This is a genomic window from Stieleria sp. JC731 (genome assembly GCF_020966635.1).
Taxonomy (GTDB): Bacteria; Planctomycetota; Planctomycetia; order Pirellulales; family Pirellulaceae; genus Stieleria.
The window spans coordinates 1159440-1175985 of sequence record NZ_JAJKFQ010000002.1 but is presented as its reverse complement, the minus strand read 5'-3'; the positions used below and the strand labels follow the sequence as shown (position 1 = coordinate 1175985).

Genomic DNA, 16546 nt, shown 5'->3' with positions numbered 1-16546 from the left:
TTTTCGGCGCCATAGCGTCAACCATAAAAGCAACGCTTTTGCTAAACACAGCGTCGTCTATCATTCCCACAACCATCACCGATCTAGCGCTGTGGTTACGACGATGCTGCTTGCCAGCGTGACGCTAACTGGATTGTGCCAAGCGACCGATCCTGACCGACCTGACGCCTTGGAAGTCATCGAGAGTACTCGCGGAGGACGTCATTGGATCGACAAAGAAACCGACCCACCGCGTTCGCCCGAAGCAACGCTTCAATCATTGAACATCGAAGACGGCTACTCGATCTCATTGTTCGCCAGTGAACCATTGGTTCGTGATCCGGTTGCGATCTGCTTCGACCCATCAGGCAAAATGTATGCCATTGAATACGGCGACTATCCAACCGGTCCGCCCGAAGGCGAGCCGCCTTTGTCAAAAATTGTTGTACTTGAAGATACCGATAACGATTCGGTAGCCGATCGGCGCACCGTCTTTGCCGATCACCTGGACTTCGCCCATAGCATCATGCCTTATCGTGGCGGTTTGCTTGTTGGTGCGAAAACGAAGGTAATTCATTTGGTTGACACGGATGGTGATTTAATCGCTGACCAGACAACAACACTGATGGATGGCTTCACACCCGCGCATCCACAAATGCAAGTTGGCAATCCACGCTACGGAATCGATAACTGGGTCTACTTCAACTATGGGCCTGGTGAAATCCGAACGGATGATCATCCAGACACGATCACGAAGCTCCCGCGCAAGGACTTTCGTTACCATCCACAAACAAAAACGATTGAACCTGATAGCGGGATGGGCCAATTCGGCAATACCATTGATCGCTGGGGAAGACGGTTTTATTGCACCAATCGAAATCCGATCATCACGACTTTCCTGTCGACCGAAACCCTGCGGCGCAATCCGTTTCTGGTCATTCTCGATGCGTCCTATGATGTTGCCCCATCCGGAGGCGAATCGCGTGTGTACCCGGCTGTCACGATGAAAAGCAATTACCTCTCACACGCAGGCACCCACACATCTGCTTGTGGAACGACAGCCTATCTAGGCCCGTTCGGAACAGAAAGTTTTCGCAACAGTGTGTTCGTTTGCGAACCGATCGGTCACCTTGTCACGCGTAGCGAGATACTCTCCGACGGTCTGGAACTTAAAGCGGTACGCGGCCTACCTGATTCTGATTTTTTGACCTCGACCGATACATGGTTCCGCCCTTCGAGCTTGGCGACAGGCCCCGACGGCGCGTTGTATCTCGCGGACATGTATCGATTGTGGGTCGAACATCCAAAATTCCTGCCCCCTGAAATCGCAGCCAAGATGGACTGGCGAGCCGGAGACGACCGGGGAAGGATCTATCGTATCGTGCCTACCGGAACAAAACTTCGACCCTACAACGCGCCGAAAACCGCTGATGATCTCGTCGCGATGCTACAAGACGACAACGCCTGGGCTCGCTTCACCGCGCAACGTTTACTAGTCGAAGAAAACGATCCGATATCAGCCTCCCTTGTGCGTCCGCTCCTGGATCATCCACAGCCAATGGTGCGTTCACATGCCATGTGGACCTTGCATGGTTTGAACAGCATCCGCCTCGCCGATTTGCAGAACGCGTTGCAAGACGATCATCCTGTCTGCCGCGTAAACGCCCTGCGGATAGCCGAGATGATTCCAGATCGCTCCAAGCTCGAACCGATGGTCTTGGCGATCGCAGACGATTCCTCGATGAACGTCCGGTTCCAACTAGGCCTCTTTCTTGGAACGCTACCCGATAGCGACATTGTGCTTGATTCCTTGGTTCAACTAGCTATCCGAGACGGAAGCAATCATCGTTTCGCCGACGGCCTATTGACGTCTTTGGGAAGCCGATCGGCCATCGTTCTGCACCGCCTGCTAAACGTCACCGACGGAACCGCTCCGACGTCGACAGGCAAGCTTGATCTTCTCAAACGGCTTGCCGAAATCGTTGGTGCAAGAGGCGACGAGAAGGAATTATCTCAAGTTCTAGATCTGTTCTCGGAAGCATCCTCCGGCGGTGAACCCGAATCAAATCGATGGAGTTCGGCGATTATCACGGGACTCGCCAAAGGATTGACTCGATACCGAGGACCATTCGGCCGGATGTCGCTTTCGCGGCTGACCCAAAGTCCTCCGGAAAACCTCTCGGTAAACATTGACGGATTGACCGCAGTGTTGAAACGAAGTCGCCAAGTAGCCATCGACGAATCCGCATCGACAGAAGAGCGTCTGTCGGCGATCGAGTTACTGTCGCTTCAGTCTTCGCCGGATGACGATTCGATTTACAAAGCGTTGCTAAATCAAAACCCATCAATTTCGATCCAGACAGCAACGGTTCGCGCGATGGGTCAGTCGCTAGGTCAGGATCGGGCAAAATTGATCATCGAATCTTGGAGTGACTTGTCGCCAACGGTTCAATCCGAAGCGATGGCGATGTTGTTTCGACGAACCGATACGACTGTCTTGGCACTACAAGCGATTCAGGAGAACCGCATCAATGCGTCGGGGCTAAGTCTGGATCAACGTGTTCGGTTATTAAAACACGGCGACGAATCCATTCGAGCCCTGGCGATTGAACTGTTCGGTGGTGCTGTCTCGGCAAATCGACAGCAAGTGGCCAAAGAGTATCAACCCGCTTTAACAAGTGAAGGAAACCGACACGAAGGCGAGTTGGTGTTCAAGCGAGTTTGTGCGTCGTGTCATAAGGTCAACGGACAAGGCCTATCGACCGGCCCCGATTTAAGTGATGCGAAGAACCGATCCAAAGCGGCCTTGTTGTACGACATTTTGGATCCGAATTCGAAAGTTGAACCGCGCTTTGCCGCCTATACGGTCCTTACCGTCGATGGAAACGTGCTGACCGGGCTGATTGCTGAAGAGAGCGACGAAGCGATCGTTTTAAAGATGGCAGAAGGCAAAAGCCAAACGATCGGCCGCGCTGAAATCGAAGCGGTCAAAGCGAGTGAAGTTTCATTGATGCCAGAAGGGATCGAAAAGGAGATCACCACGTCGCAGATGGCAGATTTATTAGAGTATTTGACAGCGAGGTAGGTGGCGTTGAAGGTGATCGTGACGTTTGTGTGTTTGGAATTTGATTCGTGAATTCATTCAACCGCGGCTAGCGCCGTTGCGGCTCAGGGTCCAATCCACTGAGCCGGTTCGCGCTAGCGACGGTTACGTCACTTAAGTCCGAATCGTAAACACATTCAACCGCGGCTAGCGCCGTTGCGGCTCAGGGTCCAATCCACTGAGCCGGTTCGCGCTAGCGACGGTTACGTCACTTGAGTCTCCTTCGCAAAAACATTCAACCGCGGCTAGCGCCGTTGCGGCTCAAGGGCCAATCCACTGAGCCGGTTCGCGCTAGCGACGGTTACGTCACTTGAGTCTCCTTCGCAAAAACATTCAACCGCGGCTAGCGCCGTTGCGGCTCAAGGGCCAATCCACTGAGCCGATTCGCGCTAGCGACGGTTAAGTCACTTAAGTCTCCTTCGCAAACACATTCAACCGCAGCTAGCGACGTTGCGGCTCAGGGACCATCCCACTGAGCCGGTTCGCGTTAGCGACGGTTAAGTCACTTGAGTCTCCTTCGCAAACACATTCAACCGCGGCTAGCGCCGTCGCGGCTCAGGGTCCATTTCACATTACACGCGTTGGAATTCCAAACCGCCGTTGTTGGCACCTTGCAAGGTAAACTTGAAACCGCTTCCAGTTTGCACAAACACTCCAACCATCTTTTGCTGGTCGTTTGATCGAACCAAGGTCAACTGACCACCGTCAAGTTGATACTGGCCAGAGAATGACTTTGGCGTTCCGTTGTTATCAACAGTCCACGAAAAAGTTCCCTCAGCGGTGAGCTGCAGATCGACTGCAAGCTTGCTTGGCAATGTTGCTCGGAACGTTCCGACGTGCTCGGCCGTTGGCTGTGACGCGATCGGGGCTTGTTGAACAACCGGATTCGTGGATGCCGCAGCAACTGGTTCGGCAGGCGTGCCTGCGAGAGCTGCGAGTGCGGCCAACGCTGAAACTTCCGCGTTTTGATTTGTGTTCGCCGGAGCAACCGTGGCTGGCTTGGCCGGTTGGACGGTTTGAGGCGTCGATGGACGTGTCGCTGCGGTGTTGTTTTGCACCTGTGCTTGCGGTGGAACGGTTTGTGGTGCTGCTGATTGCCGCGTCACTTGTGCGACAGGCTGACTTTGCTGCACAGCGCTCGGATATCGGTAGGTCGCCGAAGGCTGAACCGGTACGCTGTAGCTGGTCGGTCGGCTGTAGGCATAGTTGCTTGAGTATCCGGACTGATATCCCGAGTAGCGATTAACGACGCGAGGTCGCGATCCGCCGCAAGCGAATGCGGGTGCAGTGCTGGCAAAGCCGGTCGCGGTGATGGCTGCGGCGACGGCAATATTTTTGATAACACGTTTCATGATTCGACCTGCGTTGGCGTTTCTGTCGTAAATATCGAGGTGACAGAATGCCAAGCGGGCATCAATTCGATGTGTTACAGAAAAAACTTTTGTCTTCGATGGCACCGCAATACCGAGGAAAACACGGCGTTTTTCGGCCGAATCAGATCGATTGTTAAAAGGCGTTGTCAATCAATTCGTTCTGATCTCGTGTCCCGATGGCCCCCCATAAACCGAAAACACTCGGATTGCCGGGTGCAAATTCGTTTTTGCCTGTCAGCGTCACGGTTTGCTGTGAATTTCCGTTGTCGACCGAGTCTGTAAAAAACGAGATCGAACCATCACCGAGTGCGATATGGGCACCGCCTTGGTGCCGGCTGCTGGCGGTCAACGTCCCGATCGTGGATGCGTTTCCTCCGAAACACAATTCACGATTTGGTGGCAGAATCGTGTTGAACCCGGTCATCAGAGGCATCGCGTCGGCCCATCGATACCCTCGTCCCATGCCGATGCCATTGGGCAGGCTGGCCTGACTTGTTTTCCAAAATCTGGGACTGTCATAGTCTCTCTGGCTGGCGCACAACTCGACATCATCGAGCACGCCCCCTTTCCATCGATTGTTAGTCGAGGGAACCGTACGCATGTCTTGGTCACCGAGATCCGTACAGATTTCGCCCATCATGATGGTATTGGAAAGTCCATCGGTGACATCGCTAAACCGGGTGATCATCCGCGGCACGAACATGCCGCGACCGGTGGCCTCCATCTGAGCTTCACCACTGGGTGACCATTTTTTCTTTTCGTATCGCCAAAGCCCCTCGTCCAACCCTTCGATCGCATCGCCGAGACATGCGGCGTAGTTGGTTCGACCCGCACTTGGTGAACCGATTCCGGGGTCTGATGGGCATCGATAGGCCGGCACTTCAAACGTCCATGGTCCATAGGTCGTGATCGACGGTGATGGCCCCATCTTGGGATATTGATACGAAGGCAATTCTTCCTCCGAATACATTTCCATATCGTCCCAACCGATTGGGTCTTCGCCATACGAATCGCCGGGATCGTTTCCGACATATTGACCGGCAACGGCTTCCCATAAGCTGTCCCCACCGACAAATGGCATCACCGACACCAACATGCTCAACCGAAACTGGTTCGTTTTTTTCGGGTCATTGACGTTGTTGAATGTTCCTGTTGCGTGAGGCGGCAAAATCTCGAAAGTCGCATGGTACTGCGTGACCGCTATCGCGATTTGCCGAAAGTTATTACTGCAACTCATCCGTCGTGCGGCTTCACGGGCGGCTTGGATCGCGGGCAGCAACAGGCCGATCAGAATACCGATGATGCCAACCACAACGAGCAACTCGACCAGGGTAAAACCGCTATGATGTTGATCTCGTTTCATGGCCGGATTGGAAAAAGTTGACGAATAGATCGAGACGCAATTTTTTTTAGACAATATCGACTCGCCGATGAATCTGTTCCACAAGTCACTTTAACGGATGCTTTGACGATCTTGGTTTATCTATCAGCTTGAAGATTTTTAACCAACAAAGTATTCGTGGCTTCAGCATAGCGGCTGATGATCGGTCGCTGGCTATCGTTCATCACTTTTTGACCATCTGATGCAGCTTTCTCGATCACCTCTTCGCAAGTCCACGGATGATTCTTCGTTTGCGATCGATATGGTGCAAGACTGCCTTGCGTCAGCACTGGATTGTGGTGCCAGTGACGTTCATCTTCAACCGCGGCAAGACCACTGGGATGTGTCCTATCGGCTCGATGGCGTTTTGCATCTGGCTAAGACATTCCCGCGATGCGAACAGACCGACCCGGTGTCGCGACTGATGGCGCTTGCGGGAATGCCAACCTATCACGGCGGCACCCCGCAAGAAGGTTCACTTCGATGGCAAAGCGATCGTGGTGAAATCCACGAAATGCGGTTGGGAATCTTCCCCACCGTGCACGGCAATCGTGCCGCGATTCGGATCATGGAAAACCGCCGATCACTAAGACAACTTGATCAGCTTGGCTTCGATCGGGAAACGTCGCGAAAGCTTCAAACGTTCTGCGAATCACGCGACGGTTGGTTGCTTGTTGCGGGACCGGCAGGAAGTGGCAAAACGACCAGCCTTTACGCGTGCTTGTCACATATCGCAAATTCTGCCGCCCACCGTAGCGTCCTGACAATCGAAGACCCGATCGAATCGATCATCGATTCGATTAGTCAAAGCCAGATTCAACACCAAGGCGGCATGACGCTCGCTTCGGCGATGCGTGCAGCGGTTCGCCAAGACGCCGAAGTCCTGCTGGTCAGCGAAATACGTGATGTGGAAACAGCGGAAACCGTCTTATCCGCTTCCATGACCGGTCACCTTTGTTTTTCGTCAATTCACGCAGGCTCGATCGGCGCGACGTTGCGTCGACTCGTCCAGATGAAACTGCCCAGTTTTGCGATACAAAGTGGACTGCGTGGTGTTCTGTGCCAACGGTTGCTGCGAAAGACCTGTGGCCAATGCAACGGTCAATCTCAAATCGGTGCGTCATCGAATCATTCTGTTTGTTCCTCTTGTCACGGAACAGGCTACGAGGGCCGCGTCCCAATCGCTCAGTTTGCCACGTTTGATGATGAGACCGTTGCCGAAACGGTATTCGAAGCCATCGAACGCGGCTGTTCGGCCAACGAGATTGACCGTCGACTGTCAGACGTGGGAATACCCACGCTTCACCAGCAAGCAACCGCACTGATTACATCGGGACAAACGGATTCCAAAGAAGTGTTTCGTGTTTTGGGGCGAGGACAGGATGTCTGAATCAAAATCGCCGTCTGAATCGCCAGCGTTGGATGATGAGTCGTTCGCGATGCTATTGGAGGAAGTCACCGCAATGGCTGGGTCAGGTCGACCGCTAGTGCATGCGATGGCCGATCTGGAAGATCGCTCCTTAGGTCGACTTGGCCGAGCGGCCACTTCGATCCGACAAAAGTTAGAACAGGGAAGATCCGTCGCCGAATCGATTTCCGGGTTGTCGAATACTTATAAGATCCCTGTCAAAACTGCGTTTGAGACGATGTTGCGAACGGGTTCTGTCGAACCGGTGCGTGAAACGGTACGACTGATTCACGAAACGAACGAGGATCGCCGCCAAGCCCGACTCGCAGCAATCAATCCGATTATCAACGCCATCGTGGCTGCGATCGTCGCCTTTGTCGTCTTGCCATCGATCGCGATCTCGTTATCCGAAGGTCAACTGATCCAAACGCGTACGGCACCGCGAGCGGAAGAAATCTTGCGATCCATCGCGACGAATTATGCAATCACCTTGGCAATCGTTTTATCGCTTTTCGCCGTGATCATCGCCTTGACGATTTGGATCTATGTCCGATTGAACCGGGAACGTGTGTTTTATCAACAGCATGCGACTTTTGTACGTTGGATCGCGATTCAGATTTGTCCGGGAATCATCAGCCAACCATCCAAACATGTGTTGCTGCCTGGCGAAGCGAGCATTGCTCGAATTGTCGAAGCCGCATCGACGGTCATCGACCGAAGCTTTGCCGATCGATGGTCGCTTGTTTCAAAAGCCATTGATGCCGGTGCGTCATCAAACGAGATGTTTTCGTTTCCGTATGGCACACCTGATCCTATTCGCGAGTGCATTGCCGACCTTGCGTTAGGACGAAGGAATCATCGTGCGGTTGCTATCGATCTTCGTCAGCTAGCCGATCTATATACGCAGCAAGCCAAGCAACACCGCCGCTGGTGGTTCGATGTGGTGATCCGCAGTCTTTCGATCCTTGTCATGCTAGGAATTGCCCTGGTCATGCTTCAGGCGATCATCATGCCGATCGCGGAACTGCTGAAGGAGGTCACCCGATGAAGCATTCCGATCAAATTCCGCCGGACAGCATCGCGTTTAGTGCAGAAATTTCGACGTGGCAATCCATTCGGGATGACGTGCGTAAGCGTCTTTCTCGATCGACCACGATTGGCTTTCTTTATGTGTTGGCTGCTGTAGGCGTCGGCAGCTATTTGCTGAGCGTGATCAAGGAGGCAGCGGACTACTTCTATGTGATGACTGACTTTGACTTCGAACCGATCGATGCTCAGTGGATGGATCTGCTGACTTGGGGCTATGGCATCCTTGGCGGTTTGACTGTCCTTGCTTATCTGGCCAGCCAACTGATGATTTGGGACCGAATGCCGGCTTCCCTATTTTCGATCACCGGCTTTATTCCTTGGATCGGATCGACAACTCGGATGTTGGCAATCGGCGAATTCTGTCAACTGATCTATGAATCGGTCACTTCAAATCAGCCGTATGACGAAGCGATGCAGTTGGCAGCAGCAAAAGCAAAAAACCCAAGCTTTCGATCTTGGATGGAGCAGACGTCGCATCGGTTGAAAGCAGGCCAATCGATTGCCCATGTACTTGGTAGCGCACCGGTCCGTGATCAACCGATATGTGCGATGAATGCTTTGCTTCAAAAGGAAGCCAACCAGGAAGAAACCATTTTCCTATGGCACCAAGCTTCAGCGGAAAGCCATCTGCTTGTCCAATCACGTTTAGGGCGAACAAATCTGTTCTTTTCAGGAACCTGCATGCTGATCGCGACGTTCCTGGCCGGCCTGGCACTCTTCGTCACGAGCACTTACATGATCTCAGTGATTCTTGGTCTTAGGTCGATGTATAGCATCTTTGGGATTTTCTAGAGCTGATGTCAATTTCAGATTTTTTCTCGAACATATCCTCCGTGATCGCGACCTTCCCGGCCGCGATTGTGCTCAGCCTTTTCGCTGGAACGCTTCGGACGCTGAAAGGCAATCTGATCCATCGACCGGCAGAAGACGCACGAACAAAGCTGGCCAATTGCATCGGATTGTTTGAAGGATTTTTATGGTTCGCATCTGTTGTCTGTGTCATTCTGGCCGCACCACATCCGGTATCAGTCATCTTGGTGCTGATGGTTGTCGCATCGGTTATTTCAGCATTCGGACTTCGCTACCAAGAAGAAAAACAATCGCTCAATCGATGGATCAAAATTACCGCCCAGTGTGACACTCCCTTCCCAAGATTGCTGGACCATTTTGCCAATGGTTGCCATAGCAGCATCGCTAGGAAAGCCAAGAACTGCGCTTTTCGATTACTTCGAGGCGACGATCTGCTTCAAACGATCCGTCGAAGCAAGCTTCCACTCGATCCTGATGCGGTGGCCATGATGCGGCGGAACGTTTCGCGATCAATGGAAGCAGCTGAATCCGATCAACGAGTCGTTCGCCCTCATTCGGTCGAACAAGAACTAGCGATGAATCAATCGTTAGTCAGACGACGTCAGCAGTTGGTCTACGTTGTCGTCACAATCATGCTATGCGTTTTGTTTAGCGCGACGACACGGACCTTTACTTTCCCAACGATCTCCGCCGTTTCCGATGAGTTTTCCGTTGAACCCGCATGGAGCGACAACACGTTCGAGCAAGTCGAATTGGCGGAAAAGGTCTGTTTGACCGCTATCGTCATCATCTTGTTTGTGGTTTTGTGCGCGCGATGGTTGCCAAAGCAAATTGTCAGAATGATTCCTTGGTTCGGAAAAAGCATTATCGATCGGAATCGGACTGAGTTGATTGAATCCATCGGACTGGGACTCCGAGCCGGATACGCCGAAAACGACATTCTGTTGTCATCAACGAAAACGAACCGTAATCGTTGGATTCGCCGAGCATCACGACGAATCGGCAACCGAATTGATCAAGGGCTTTCGCTTGTCGATGCTCTCTATCGATCGAAAATCATCACGACTCGCGAACGCGTTTGGCTGACTAGCGCCGAAAAGAACGGCACGCTACCAGAAGCCATGTCTCAGTTAAAAAGCGATGTCTTTCGCCGACAAACGTATCGATGGAACCTTCGCATGTCATGGTTCGTGCCGTTGGTAACGTGCGTCGTCGGAGGATACATCTTTTTCTATGCTTGGTACGTGTTTCACTTCCTAACACGCATCGTCGAGGTGATTCCACAGTGATTCAAGCTGACTGCTGTCCGGCAACGCATGGCGTTCAATCCGGCGAAACGATTGCAAAACAGCGATCGAGCAAACGAACGCCATCGTCGGTCCACCGATTCCGATATACGCCGCGTCGACGACAAAGTGGGATCATCATGATTGAACTACTGGTCGCGATGGTATTCTTCATTGTCGTATCAAGTTTTGCGATCAAGATCCACGGACATTTCCTGATCTATAGCCGAACCGCCCTCGATGTTCTTCAGCAACAGTTGGCAATGGAGAACCTTGCGGAGCGTTTGAACGCCATCTCCGACGAACAGCTTTCCAGCGAGGCGATGCGTTTGACAGACGGAACCGATCTTGAAGTCAAAATCGCTGAATTTGAAACGGGAAGCTCAAAAGGGCTTCACCTGACGATCGCCACAAAAGCGACTGACAATCCATCCGAATCGCTATCGGCCCCGCGACTGCAGCATCACCATTGGCGTTTGGAGGCGAAATGATGAGAACACGTTGCCGACAATCGCACTGCGTACCCAATCGGACCGGTCATACGCTCATCGAAGTCATTATTGCGATGACGATTCTGATGAGCATGTTTGCCGGGATACTGACATTGGTCGTCGCCATCCAGCGTTCTTCCAGCGATTCAGAACAACAATTCAACCTACGTCAACAGATCCGTCGCTTTGCAGATGACTTTCGCAATGACTTCCACCACTCAGAATACCACACGATCCAAGACAATAAACTGCGACTGAACTTTGATGGTCAGCAACCGGATTTGGTGTATGAGATATCGGACTCCGCGATCGTACGGATCAATGATTCGACCATGACTCGCGAACGATACTCATTTGGTAATGATGTTCAGTGTTCGGTTGCTTCATCCGAAAACGATTCGGCAAGTTGGGCCATCACCCTGCCCAGTCAAACGCCTCGGACGTTCGAGATTTTCGCTATTCGGAGCCCAATCGAATGAGAGGCATCAAACGGCGAAACCATCGCAACAGAAATAATCGACGACGCGGCACGATCGCGTTGATTCTTCTATTGGCGTTCACCCTTTTGGTCGGCACGTTCGCGTTATCGCTGGGACGTCGTGCGATGGATGAACGACAGCGGCAAATTCAATATCAACAGGTGCGTTTGCTAGAACGAGCGATCGAGACCGTGAAAGCAGCGAATGTCCCAGAGCAAAGAATATTCCGGCTTCCGATCGATCCTGAGGTCGACCATTGGATCGACGTCCAGTTAGTTTCCAATGATTCAGAATCCGAGCGGTATCAAGCGACGATCCGACTTGGAAGTCGTATCGGCTTGTCGATCGAAAGATCACGAAATGGCGAATGATTGAATCAACGTCAACATTGTCCTATCCAATTGCACTTCGAACCGGTCCTTTAAAATCTGTTTTCAACGGATCGCATTCTATCAGGTTGAATCGCATGTCATCGAAACGTCCCGCGTTTACGCTCGTCGAACTTCTCGTGGTTATCGCGATGATTGGAATCATGGTCGGATTGCTATTTCCTTCCGTTCAATCGCTTCGTGAATCGGCACGACGAACGAACTGCCAGTCTCAGATGGTTTCGATTAGTTTGGCGCTGCAGAGCTATCACGATCGTTGGATCCAGTTTCCTATCGGCACGATTGCCAATTCAGGGCCGATCAAAAATGTCGCTGATGGGAATCATCACAATTGGCTTGGTCGACTGACAGACTTGTTGGACCAACCGGTCATTGCCTCGCATATCGATCGGTCAATCAGCATCTATGACGAGGCCAATGCTGACGTGCTGTCACTTAGCTTCCCAGGCGTTCAATGCCCTTCCGACATTCTGTATTCAGGAAATCCCAGCAGCTATGTTGGGATCCATCATTCGACGACTAAACCGATTGATGAATCGGATTGGGGTATATTTGTGCTTAACAAGGCGGTTACACGAGACGACATCAGCGATGGGCTTTCCAATACCATGTTGTTTTCTGAAAAGGTATCGACGATTGGTGACTTGGGTTGGCTGAGTGGAACCCGCGCGACGCTGCGCAATACGGGTGACGGCATTCGATCCGAACCCATCGAATCGATTCCTGACGAAACTTTCGTCGGCTCGATTGGCAGTCGTCACCCGGCAGGTGCGAACGCGAGTTTCGGGTCCGGTGAATACAAATTCCTTTCATCATCCATCGATCAGCGCGTCCTGGAGCAGATGGCGGATCGTCGTGACGGACAGCTTCCGCTGCAGTACCTATCGATCGAGCAACAGCGTCGACGAAGTGTGCAATGAACGAACCCTATTCGGATCGAAGCGAAGTCGATGGCGCCCTGTTAGCGTGGTGTTTTGTTTGGTCATGGATCTTGACCTTTCTGATTGCGTCCGTCGTTTACAGAACTGGAGCACAATCGCTATCAGATTCTCAGCACACGGTGCTCGGACTCGCGATGGGCGGCCTGATGGCAATCTGGTCGACCATCGGAACCTGGATCAACCTGATTGATTTACCGAAATACGACCGTCAATCAAACGAAGACGAAGGAAGCAACGTCGATCGGGGACTAAATAAACACGCAGCGAATGTTCAGCGTCATCAACCAAGAATGACTATCGGACTACTTTGGCTACTGAACATTGGTGTGCTAGCGATTACCTTGCGTCACGACTTGGAAATCCTGAACGAGTTATGTCTGGCGACCGCTGTCTCGGTGACGATCCCGCTCATCATCATGCAATGGTCGAATCGAAGGATCCATCGCAACCTTCGGCCTCAGTCTCCCGTCCGGAGTATTCGCCAGATCATGAAGGTCACCACGACGATCGCAATTTTGGCCTCGTTGTTTAAATTCAGTGACAATGTCTCCAGATTGTCCGAAGAGTTTTCCGCATTTGTTTTGGCACTGGGATCATTGTGGATCGTCATGCTGGCGATGGTGCTATGCGACTCGTGGTGGCTGAGCATTTTTTCACTGCCAATCGTCATGCTTCTTCTTAGCGCGATGTCTTTTCATTTTAGCTCGACAGATCGGAACATCGAAACCGACATCATCCGCTATATTACGGCGGTTTCCAGCTTTTACGTTGTCGCGTTACTGTTCTTAGCCTTGATGAGATCGAGCGGACATCGTTGGCTAACGTTTCGTTGGCGTCGTCAACATAAAGCCAATCCTGAATTCAGCGGTTGATCACATCTGATGAGGTTTCCATGACATCATCTTATGAATCCTTGGATCGATGTATCACACAGGTGATCGAAGAAGCCAATCAGTTGTCTGACGGAACGCCTTCGAGTGGCTTGCGCAGTGCACTGAACGCCCTGACGGATCATCAACAACGTCAACAGGCAGGCCAACGATTGGCGTCGCGTCTGGACGAAGTCTTTAGTGCACCCGGTGCTGGATTTTTAGCGGTGTACTTTGGTGCCGCCGTCGAGTCGGGGGCTGACCCCGATGTGACCGGCCCCAGCATCGTCAATGCGATGCTGCGGTTCGCCAGCTCGGTTGACGTTCCCGGTGATGATGCATGCGACGATGACGATGAAGACTTTGATCCGGCAACGGTCACCGGTTTAGAACTGCTGGGGCAAGGACTGGTCGCACATGTCTCTCGTTCGCCCAACATGTTGCAACGATTGTCACACGACCCCACGACCATTGCGGAACTTGAACGAGTCGAACATATCTCGCCAGGTCCCGGTTGGGTTTTAGAATTGCTTCGCAAACGAAGTGGCGAACTGTTGGTGATCCATGTGCAACATCGTCGCGGATTTCAGGTGGCTTATGAAAACCTGTCGAACTGCTTTCATCTATTCACGTTGCTTCAGGCAGCTCTTCAAAACTATCGCTTTCCGGAGACGCAAACGGTACCACGTTCACTTTTGAATGTCGCCAAAGGGATGACTTTTGAAGACCAAAGTGACACCGCGTGGTGGCATTACGGCGTTGGGACTTACCCCGAAGCAGATTTCGGTGGAACGATCTGGGGAGAGGCGAACCCCGAATCGATTCCTGAAGTCGATGGTCGCCAAGTTGTCTTGTTGTGGCCGCCGGTGCTGCAATCACGTAGCTGGGGTACAGGGTTCTTTGGTCCGTTCCTGCAAGCTGCTCCGCCGAACGTCAAAGTTTTAGAAGAGCTTGATTCAGATGAGGTTCAACGATGGTGCGACCGGCTAAATCTGCCATGGGTCAAACCAAAACCTCGCTGGAAGTTTTGGTAGGCCTCGACAAACATCATTCATCTGTTGATCGTTGGGTGTATTTAGCAGTCACCCACTGAGATCTATCTTGCCGCGGCTACGGTATATACCGGCCATCGAATGGGCCGCCTAAGAATCGGCAACAAAGACCCGATCGATCATCCGAGCAGCGTTGACAGGCTGTTGGGATCGGTGATTATGGCAAAACCGAATTGGACATGATCGTGTCTTGGCGGTTCATACGAACAAGCAACGATTTCGCTGACGAAAACCGATGTTTCGTTTGCAAGAACGAGATGGTAAGCAATCGGTTGCACCAATAACTCGATTGTCTTCCTTAGCAAACGTTTAGCGAAAACATGAATCCCTTTAACTGCAAATTGAAAGCCTAAGAAAGTCGATGAAACTGTCACCATCACAAGGGCTTCGCCTTTAATGTTTGGTGTCCTGTGTTCGCTTTGCTTTGGATTGGTCGTCATGCAGTAGGGGAACATGAATTGCTTCGGAGTACGAAACCCGATCGTTGATTCCGGTTTAGTTCATCGACCCACCACGTTAGACGCCCCTGGACATCGACGGATGCAATTAATGACTTTGAAAAGCTTCTGGAAACTTTCACTTGCGTTGCTGGCAACAACACTGCTGCCAACAGTTTCCGCCAACGGTGCTGAAACCGTTTTGGGGCATCATCCCAACGATTCGGCCAAAGCCGGTTTCACGTTTGACAACATCGCTGCACCTTCCAGCACCGATGCTGGCAACCTTGCGACGGTCCGGTTGCTCGCCGGACAATTGGATTCCAACAGCCCTGGTCCAGAGTGCCTGTTCGACGGCAAGTTGCCAAGTGACGCTGACCAGCCCAATCGCAACTTCTTTTTCAGCGGTGGAAATGGCGGTCGATTGCTGATTGACTTGGGCAAAGACATCGATGTCAAAGAGATCCGATCATACTCTTGGCATCCCGACCAACGTGGACCACAGGTCTACGAAGTCTTTGGTGCCTCGGAGCAATCTGGCGCAAAGACTTCACTGCGTCGACGTGAATCGGCGCTCGACAACAAATGGACTTCGATTGCCAAAGTCGACACAACAGGCGAATCGAAAACCCCCGGCGGTCAATACGCGGCCTCAGTTCGTTCATCGACAGAAGGTGAATCGTTAGGTTCGTATCGCTACCTCTTGTTCGAGGTTTCGCCGACCAGCAATCGTTCGCCATTTGCCGAGACCTTCTTTTCGGAAATCGATATCGAAGATGGGCAGTCTTACGAACTGAAACTTGCCGAACCACGAATCGACACTCTCGACATCGATGGCAAGTACACCATTCATTTCAATACCACCGAAACGCCTGACCTACAACCATGGGTACAAAAGGAATTGATGCCCATTTGTAAGCAGTGGTATCCAAAAATCGTTGGACTGCTGCCGAGCGAAGGCTACGACGCTCCTGAGGAACTGACCGTCACCTTTAAAGCGTACATGGACGGTGTCGCATACGCCGCCGGAACGCAAATCACTGCCGCCGGCCCATGGTACCGTCGACAGCTGGAAGGCGAAGCGTTGGGATCAATCGTTCATGAAATGGTTCACGTCGTTCAACAGTACGGCCGGGCACGCGGACGCAACCGTAACCCAAGCTGGATGGTCGAAGGCGTTGCCGACTACGTGCGTTGGTTCCTTTACGAGCCGCCGCAGAACCGTCCACGGGTCAATCCGGCTCGAGCGAACTACAACGATAGCTACCGAACCACCGCTTCGTTCTTGGATTTCGCTGCCAAGAAGTACGATCCAAAACTGATCGAAAAGTTCAACGCCAGCATGCGAGAAGGACGCTACTCAGACGACCTCTGGAACAAGCTGACCGGCAAGTCGCCAGAAGAGATTTGGAAAGAGTACGTCGCGACCTTGAAATAAGGTCTCGAGACTTTGCCTGGA

Annotated in this window: 14 protein-coding genes; 12 read left to right on the top strand and 2 right to left on the bottom strand. The window is 52.1% G+C overall.

Features of this window, described 5'->3' with window-relative positions:
- Positions 1-91 precede the first annotated feature (91 nt).
- On the top strand, positions 92-3064 hold the full coding sequence (locus LOC67_RS10050; RefSeq protein WP_230262464.1) for a PVC-type heme-binding CxxCH protein: 2973 nt from the start codon (positions 92-94) through the stop codon (positions 3062-3064).
- Between the two features lie 590 nt (positions 3065-3654).
- Here LOC67_RS10050 and LOC67_RS10045 read toward each other — a convergent pair.
- Both LOC67_RS10045 and LOC67_RS10040 read right to left on the bottom strand, forming a co-directional pair.
- Positions 3655-4434 (bottom strand): hypothetical protein, encoded by a 780-nt coding sequence (locus LOC67_RS10045; RefSeq protein WP_230262463.1) that lies wholly within the window; start codon positions 4432-4434, stop codon positions 3655-3657.
- Between the two features lie 154 nt (positions 4435-4588).
- On the bottom strand, positions 4589-5818 hold the full coding sequence (locus LOC67_RS10040; RefSeq protein WP_230262462.1) for a DUF1559 domain-containing protein: 1230 nt from the start codon (positions 5816-5818) through the stop codon (positions 4589-4591).
- 220 nt (positions 5819-6038) lie between these two features.
- On the opposite strand from LOC67_RS10040, the gene LOC67_RS10035 reads away from it, so the two are divergent.
- The 11 genes from LOC67_RS10035 to LOC67_RS09985 all read left to right on the top strand — a co-directional run bounded on the left by LOC67_RS10035 (position 6039) and on the right by LOC67_RS09985 (position 16525).
- Positions 6039-7226 carry a GspE/PulE family protein gene (locus LOC67_RS10035; RefSeq protein ID WP_230262461.1) on the top strand — a complete coding sequence of 396 codons (1188 nt, stop codon included), beginning with the start codon at positions 6039-6041 and terminating at the stop codon, positions 7224-7226.
- Positions 7219-8292 (top strand): type II secretion system F family protein, encoded by a 1074-nt coding sequence (locus LOC67_RS10030; protein ID WP_230262460.1) that lies wholly within the window; start codon positions 7219-7221, stop codon positions 8290-8292. Before LOC67_RS10035 ends, LOC67_RS10030 begins: the two co-directional genes overlap by 8 nt.
- Positions 8289-9125, top strand: coding sequence for a hypothetical protein (locus tag LOC67_RS10025; RefSeq protein WP_230262459.1), 837 nt, complete (start codon positions 8289-8291; stop codon positions 9123-9125). Before LOC67_RS10030 ends, LOC67_RS10025 begins: the two co-directional genes overlap by 4 nt.
- Positions 9126-9166: 41 nt before the next feature.
- On the top strand, positions 9167-10432 hold the full coding sequence (locus tag LOC67_RS27560) for a type II secretion system F family protein (RefSeq protein ID WP_230262458.1): 1266 nt from the start codon (positions 9167-9169) through the stop codon (positions 10430-10432).
- 137 nt (positions 10433-10569) lie between these two features.
- Positions 10570-10920: a hypothetical protein gene (locus tag LOC67_RS10015; RefSeq protein WP_230262457.1), complete on the top strand. Its 351-nt coding sequence runs from the start codon at positions 10570-10572 to the stop codon at positions 10918-10920.
- Positions 10917-11399, top strand: a complete 483-nt coding sequence (locus LOC67_RS10010) for a prepilin-type N-terminal cleavage/methylation domain-containing protein (protein WP_230262456.1) — start codon at positions 10917-10919, stop codon at positions 11397-11399. Before LOC67_RS10015 ends, LOC67_RS10010 begins: the two co-directional genes overlap by 4 nt.
- On the top strand, positions 11396-11770 hold the full coding sequence (locus LOC67_RS10005; RefSeq protein ID WP_230262455.1) for a hypothetical protein: 375 nt from the start codon (positions 11396-11398) through the stop codon (positions 11768-11770). Before LOC67_RS10010 ends, LOC67_RS10005 begins: the two co-directional genes overlap by 4 nt.
- A 95-nt stretch (positions 11771-11865) precedes the next feature.
- Positions 11866-12708, top strand: a complete 843-nt coding sequence (locus LOC67_RS10000; protein WP_230262454.1) for a DUF1559 domain-containing protein — start codon at positions 11866-11868, stop codon at positions 12706-12708.
- Positions 12705-13601, top strand: coding sequence for a hypothetical protein (locus LOC67_RS09995; RefSeq protein WP_230262453.1), 897 nt, complete (start codon positions 12705-12707; stop codon positions 13599-13601). The genes LOC67_RS10000 and LOC67_RS09995 overlap by 4 nt, the downstream gene beginning before the upstream one ends.
- 20 nt (positions 13602-13621) lie before the next feature.
- Positions 13622-14632, top strand: a complete 1011-nt coding sequence (locus LOC67_RS09990; RefSeq protein ID WP_230262452.1) for a hypothetical protein — start codon at positions 13622-13624, stop codon at positions 14630-14632.
- 567 nt (positions 14633-15199) lie between these two features.
- Positions 15200-16525, top strand: a complete 1326-nt coding sequence (locus LOC67_RS09985) for a basic secretory family protein (protein ID WP_230262451.1) — start codon at positions 15200-15202, stop codon at positions 16523-16525.
- Positions 16526-16546 lie beyond the last annotated feature (21 nt).

Coding starts and splice junctions, on each gene's coding strand:
- LOC67_RS10005 (WP_230262455.1), top strand. CDS start 11,396: ATGAGAGGCATCAAACGGCGAAACCATCGCAACAGAAATAATCGACGA.
- LOC67_RS10010 (WP_230262456.1), top strand. CDS start 10,917: ATGATGAGAACACGTTGCCGACAATCGCACTGCGTACCCAATCGGACC.
- LOC67_RS10045 (WP_230262463.1), bottom strand. CDS start 4,434: ATGAAACGTGTTATCAAAAATATTGCCGTCGCCGCAGCCATCACCGCG.
- LOC67_RS09995 (WP_230262453.1), top strand. CDS start 12,705: ATGAACGAACCCTATTCGGATCGAAGCGAAGTCGATGGCGCCCTGTTA.
- LOC67_RS10035 (WP_230262461.1), top strand. CDS start 6,039: ATGCAGCTTTCTCGATCACCTCTTCGCAAGTCCACGGATGATTCTTCG.
- LOC67_RS10040 (WP_230262462.1), bottom strand. CDS start 5,818: ATGAAACGAGATCAACATCATAGCGGTTTTACCCTGGTCGAGTTGCTC.
- LOC67_RS09985 (WP_230262451.1), top strand. CDS start 15,200: ATGACTTTGAAAAGCTTCTGGAAACTTTCACTTGCGTTGCTGGCAACA.
- LOC67_RS10000 (WP_230262454.1), top strand. CDS start 11,866: ATGTCATCGAAACGTCCCGCGTTTACGCTCGTCGAACTTCTCGTGGTT.
- LOC67_RS09990 (WP_230262452.1), top strand. CDS start 13,622: ATGACATCATCTTATGAATCCTTGGATCGATGTATCACACAGGTGATC.
- LOC67_RS10015 (WP_230262457.1), top strand. CDS start 10,570: ATGATTGAACTACTGGTCGCGATGGTATTCTTCATTGTCGTATCAAGT.
- LOC67_RS10025 (WP_230262459.1), top strand. CDS start 8,289: ATGAAGCATTCCGATCAAATTCCGCCGGACAGCATCGCGTTTAGTGCA.
- LOC67_RS10030 (WP_230262460.1), top strand. CDS start 7,219: ATGTCTGAATCAAAATCGCCGTCTGAATCGCCAGCGTTGGATGATGAG.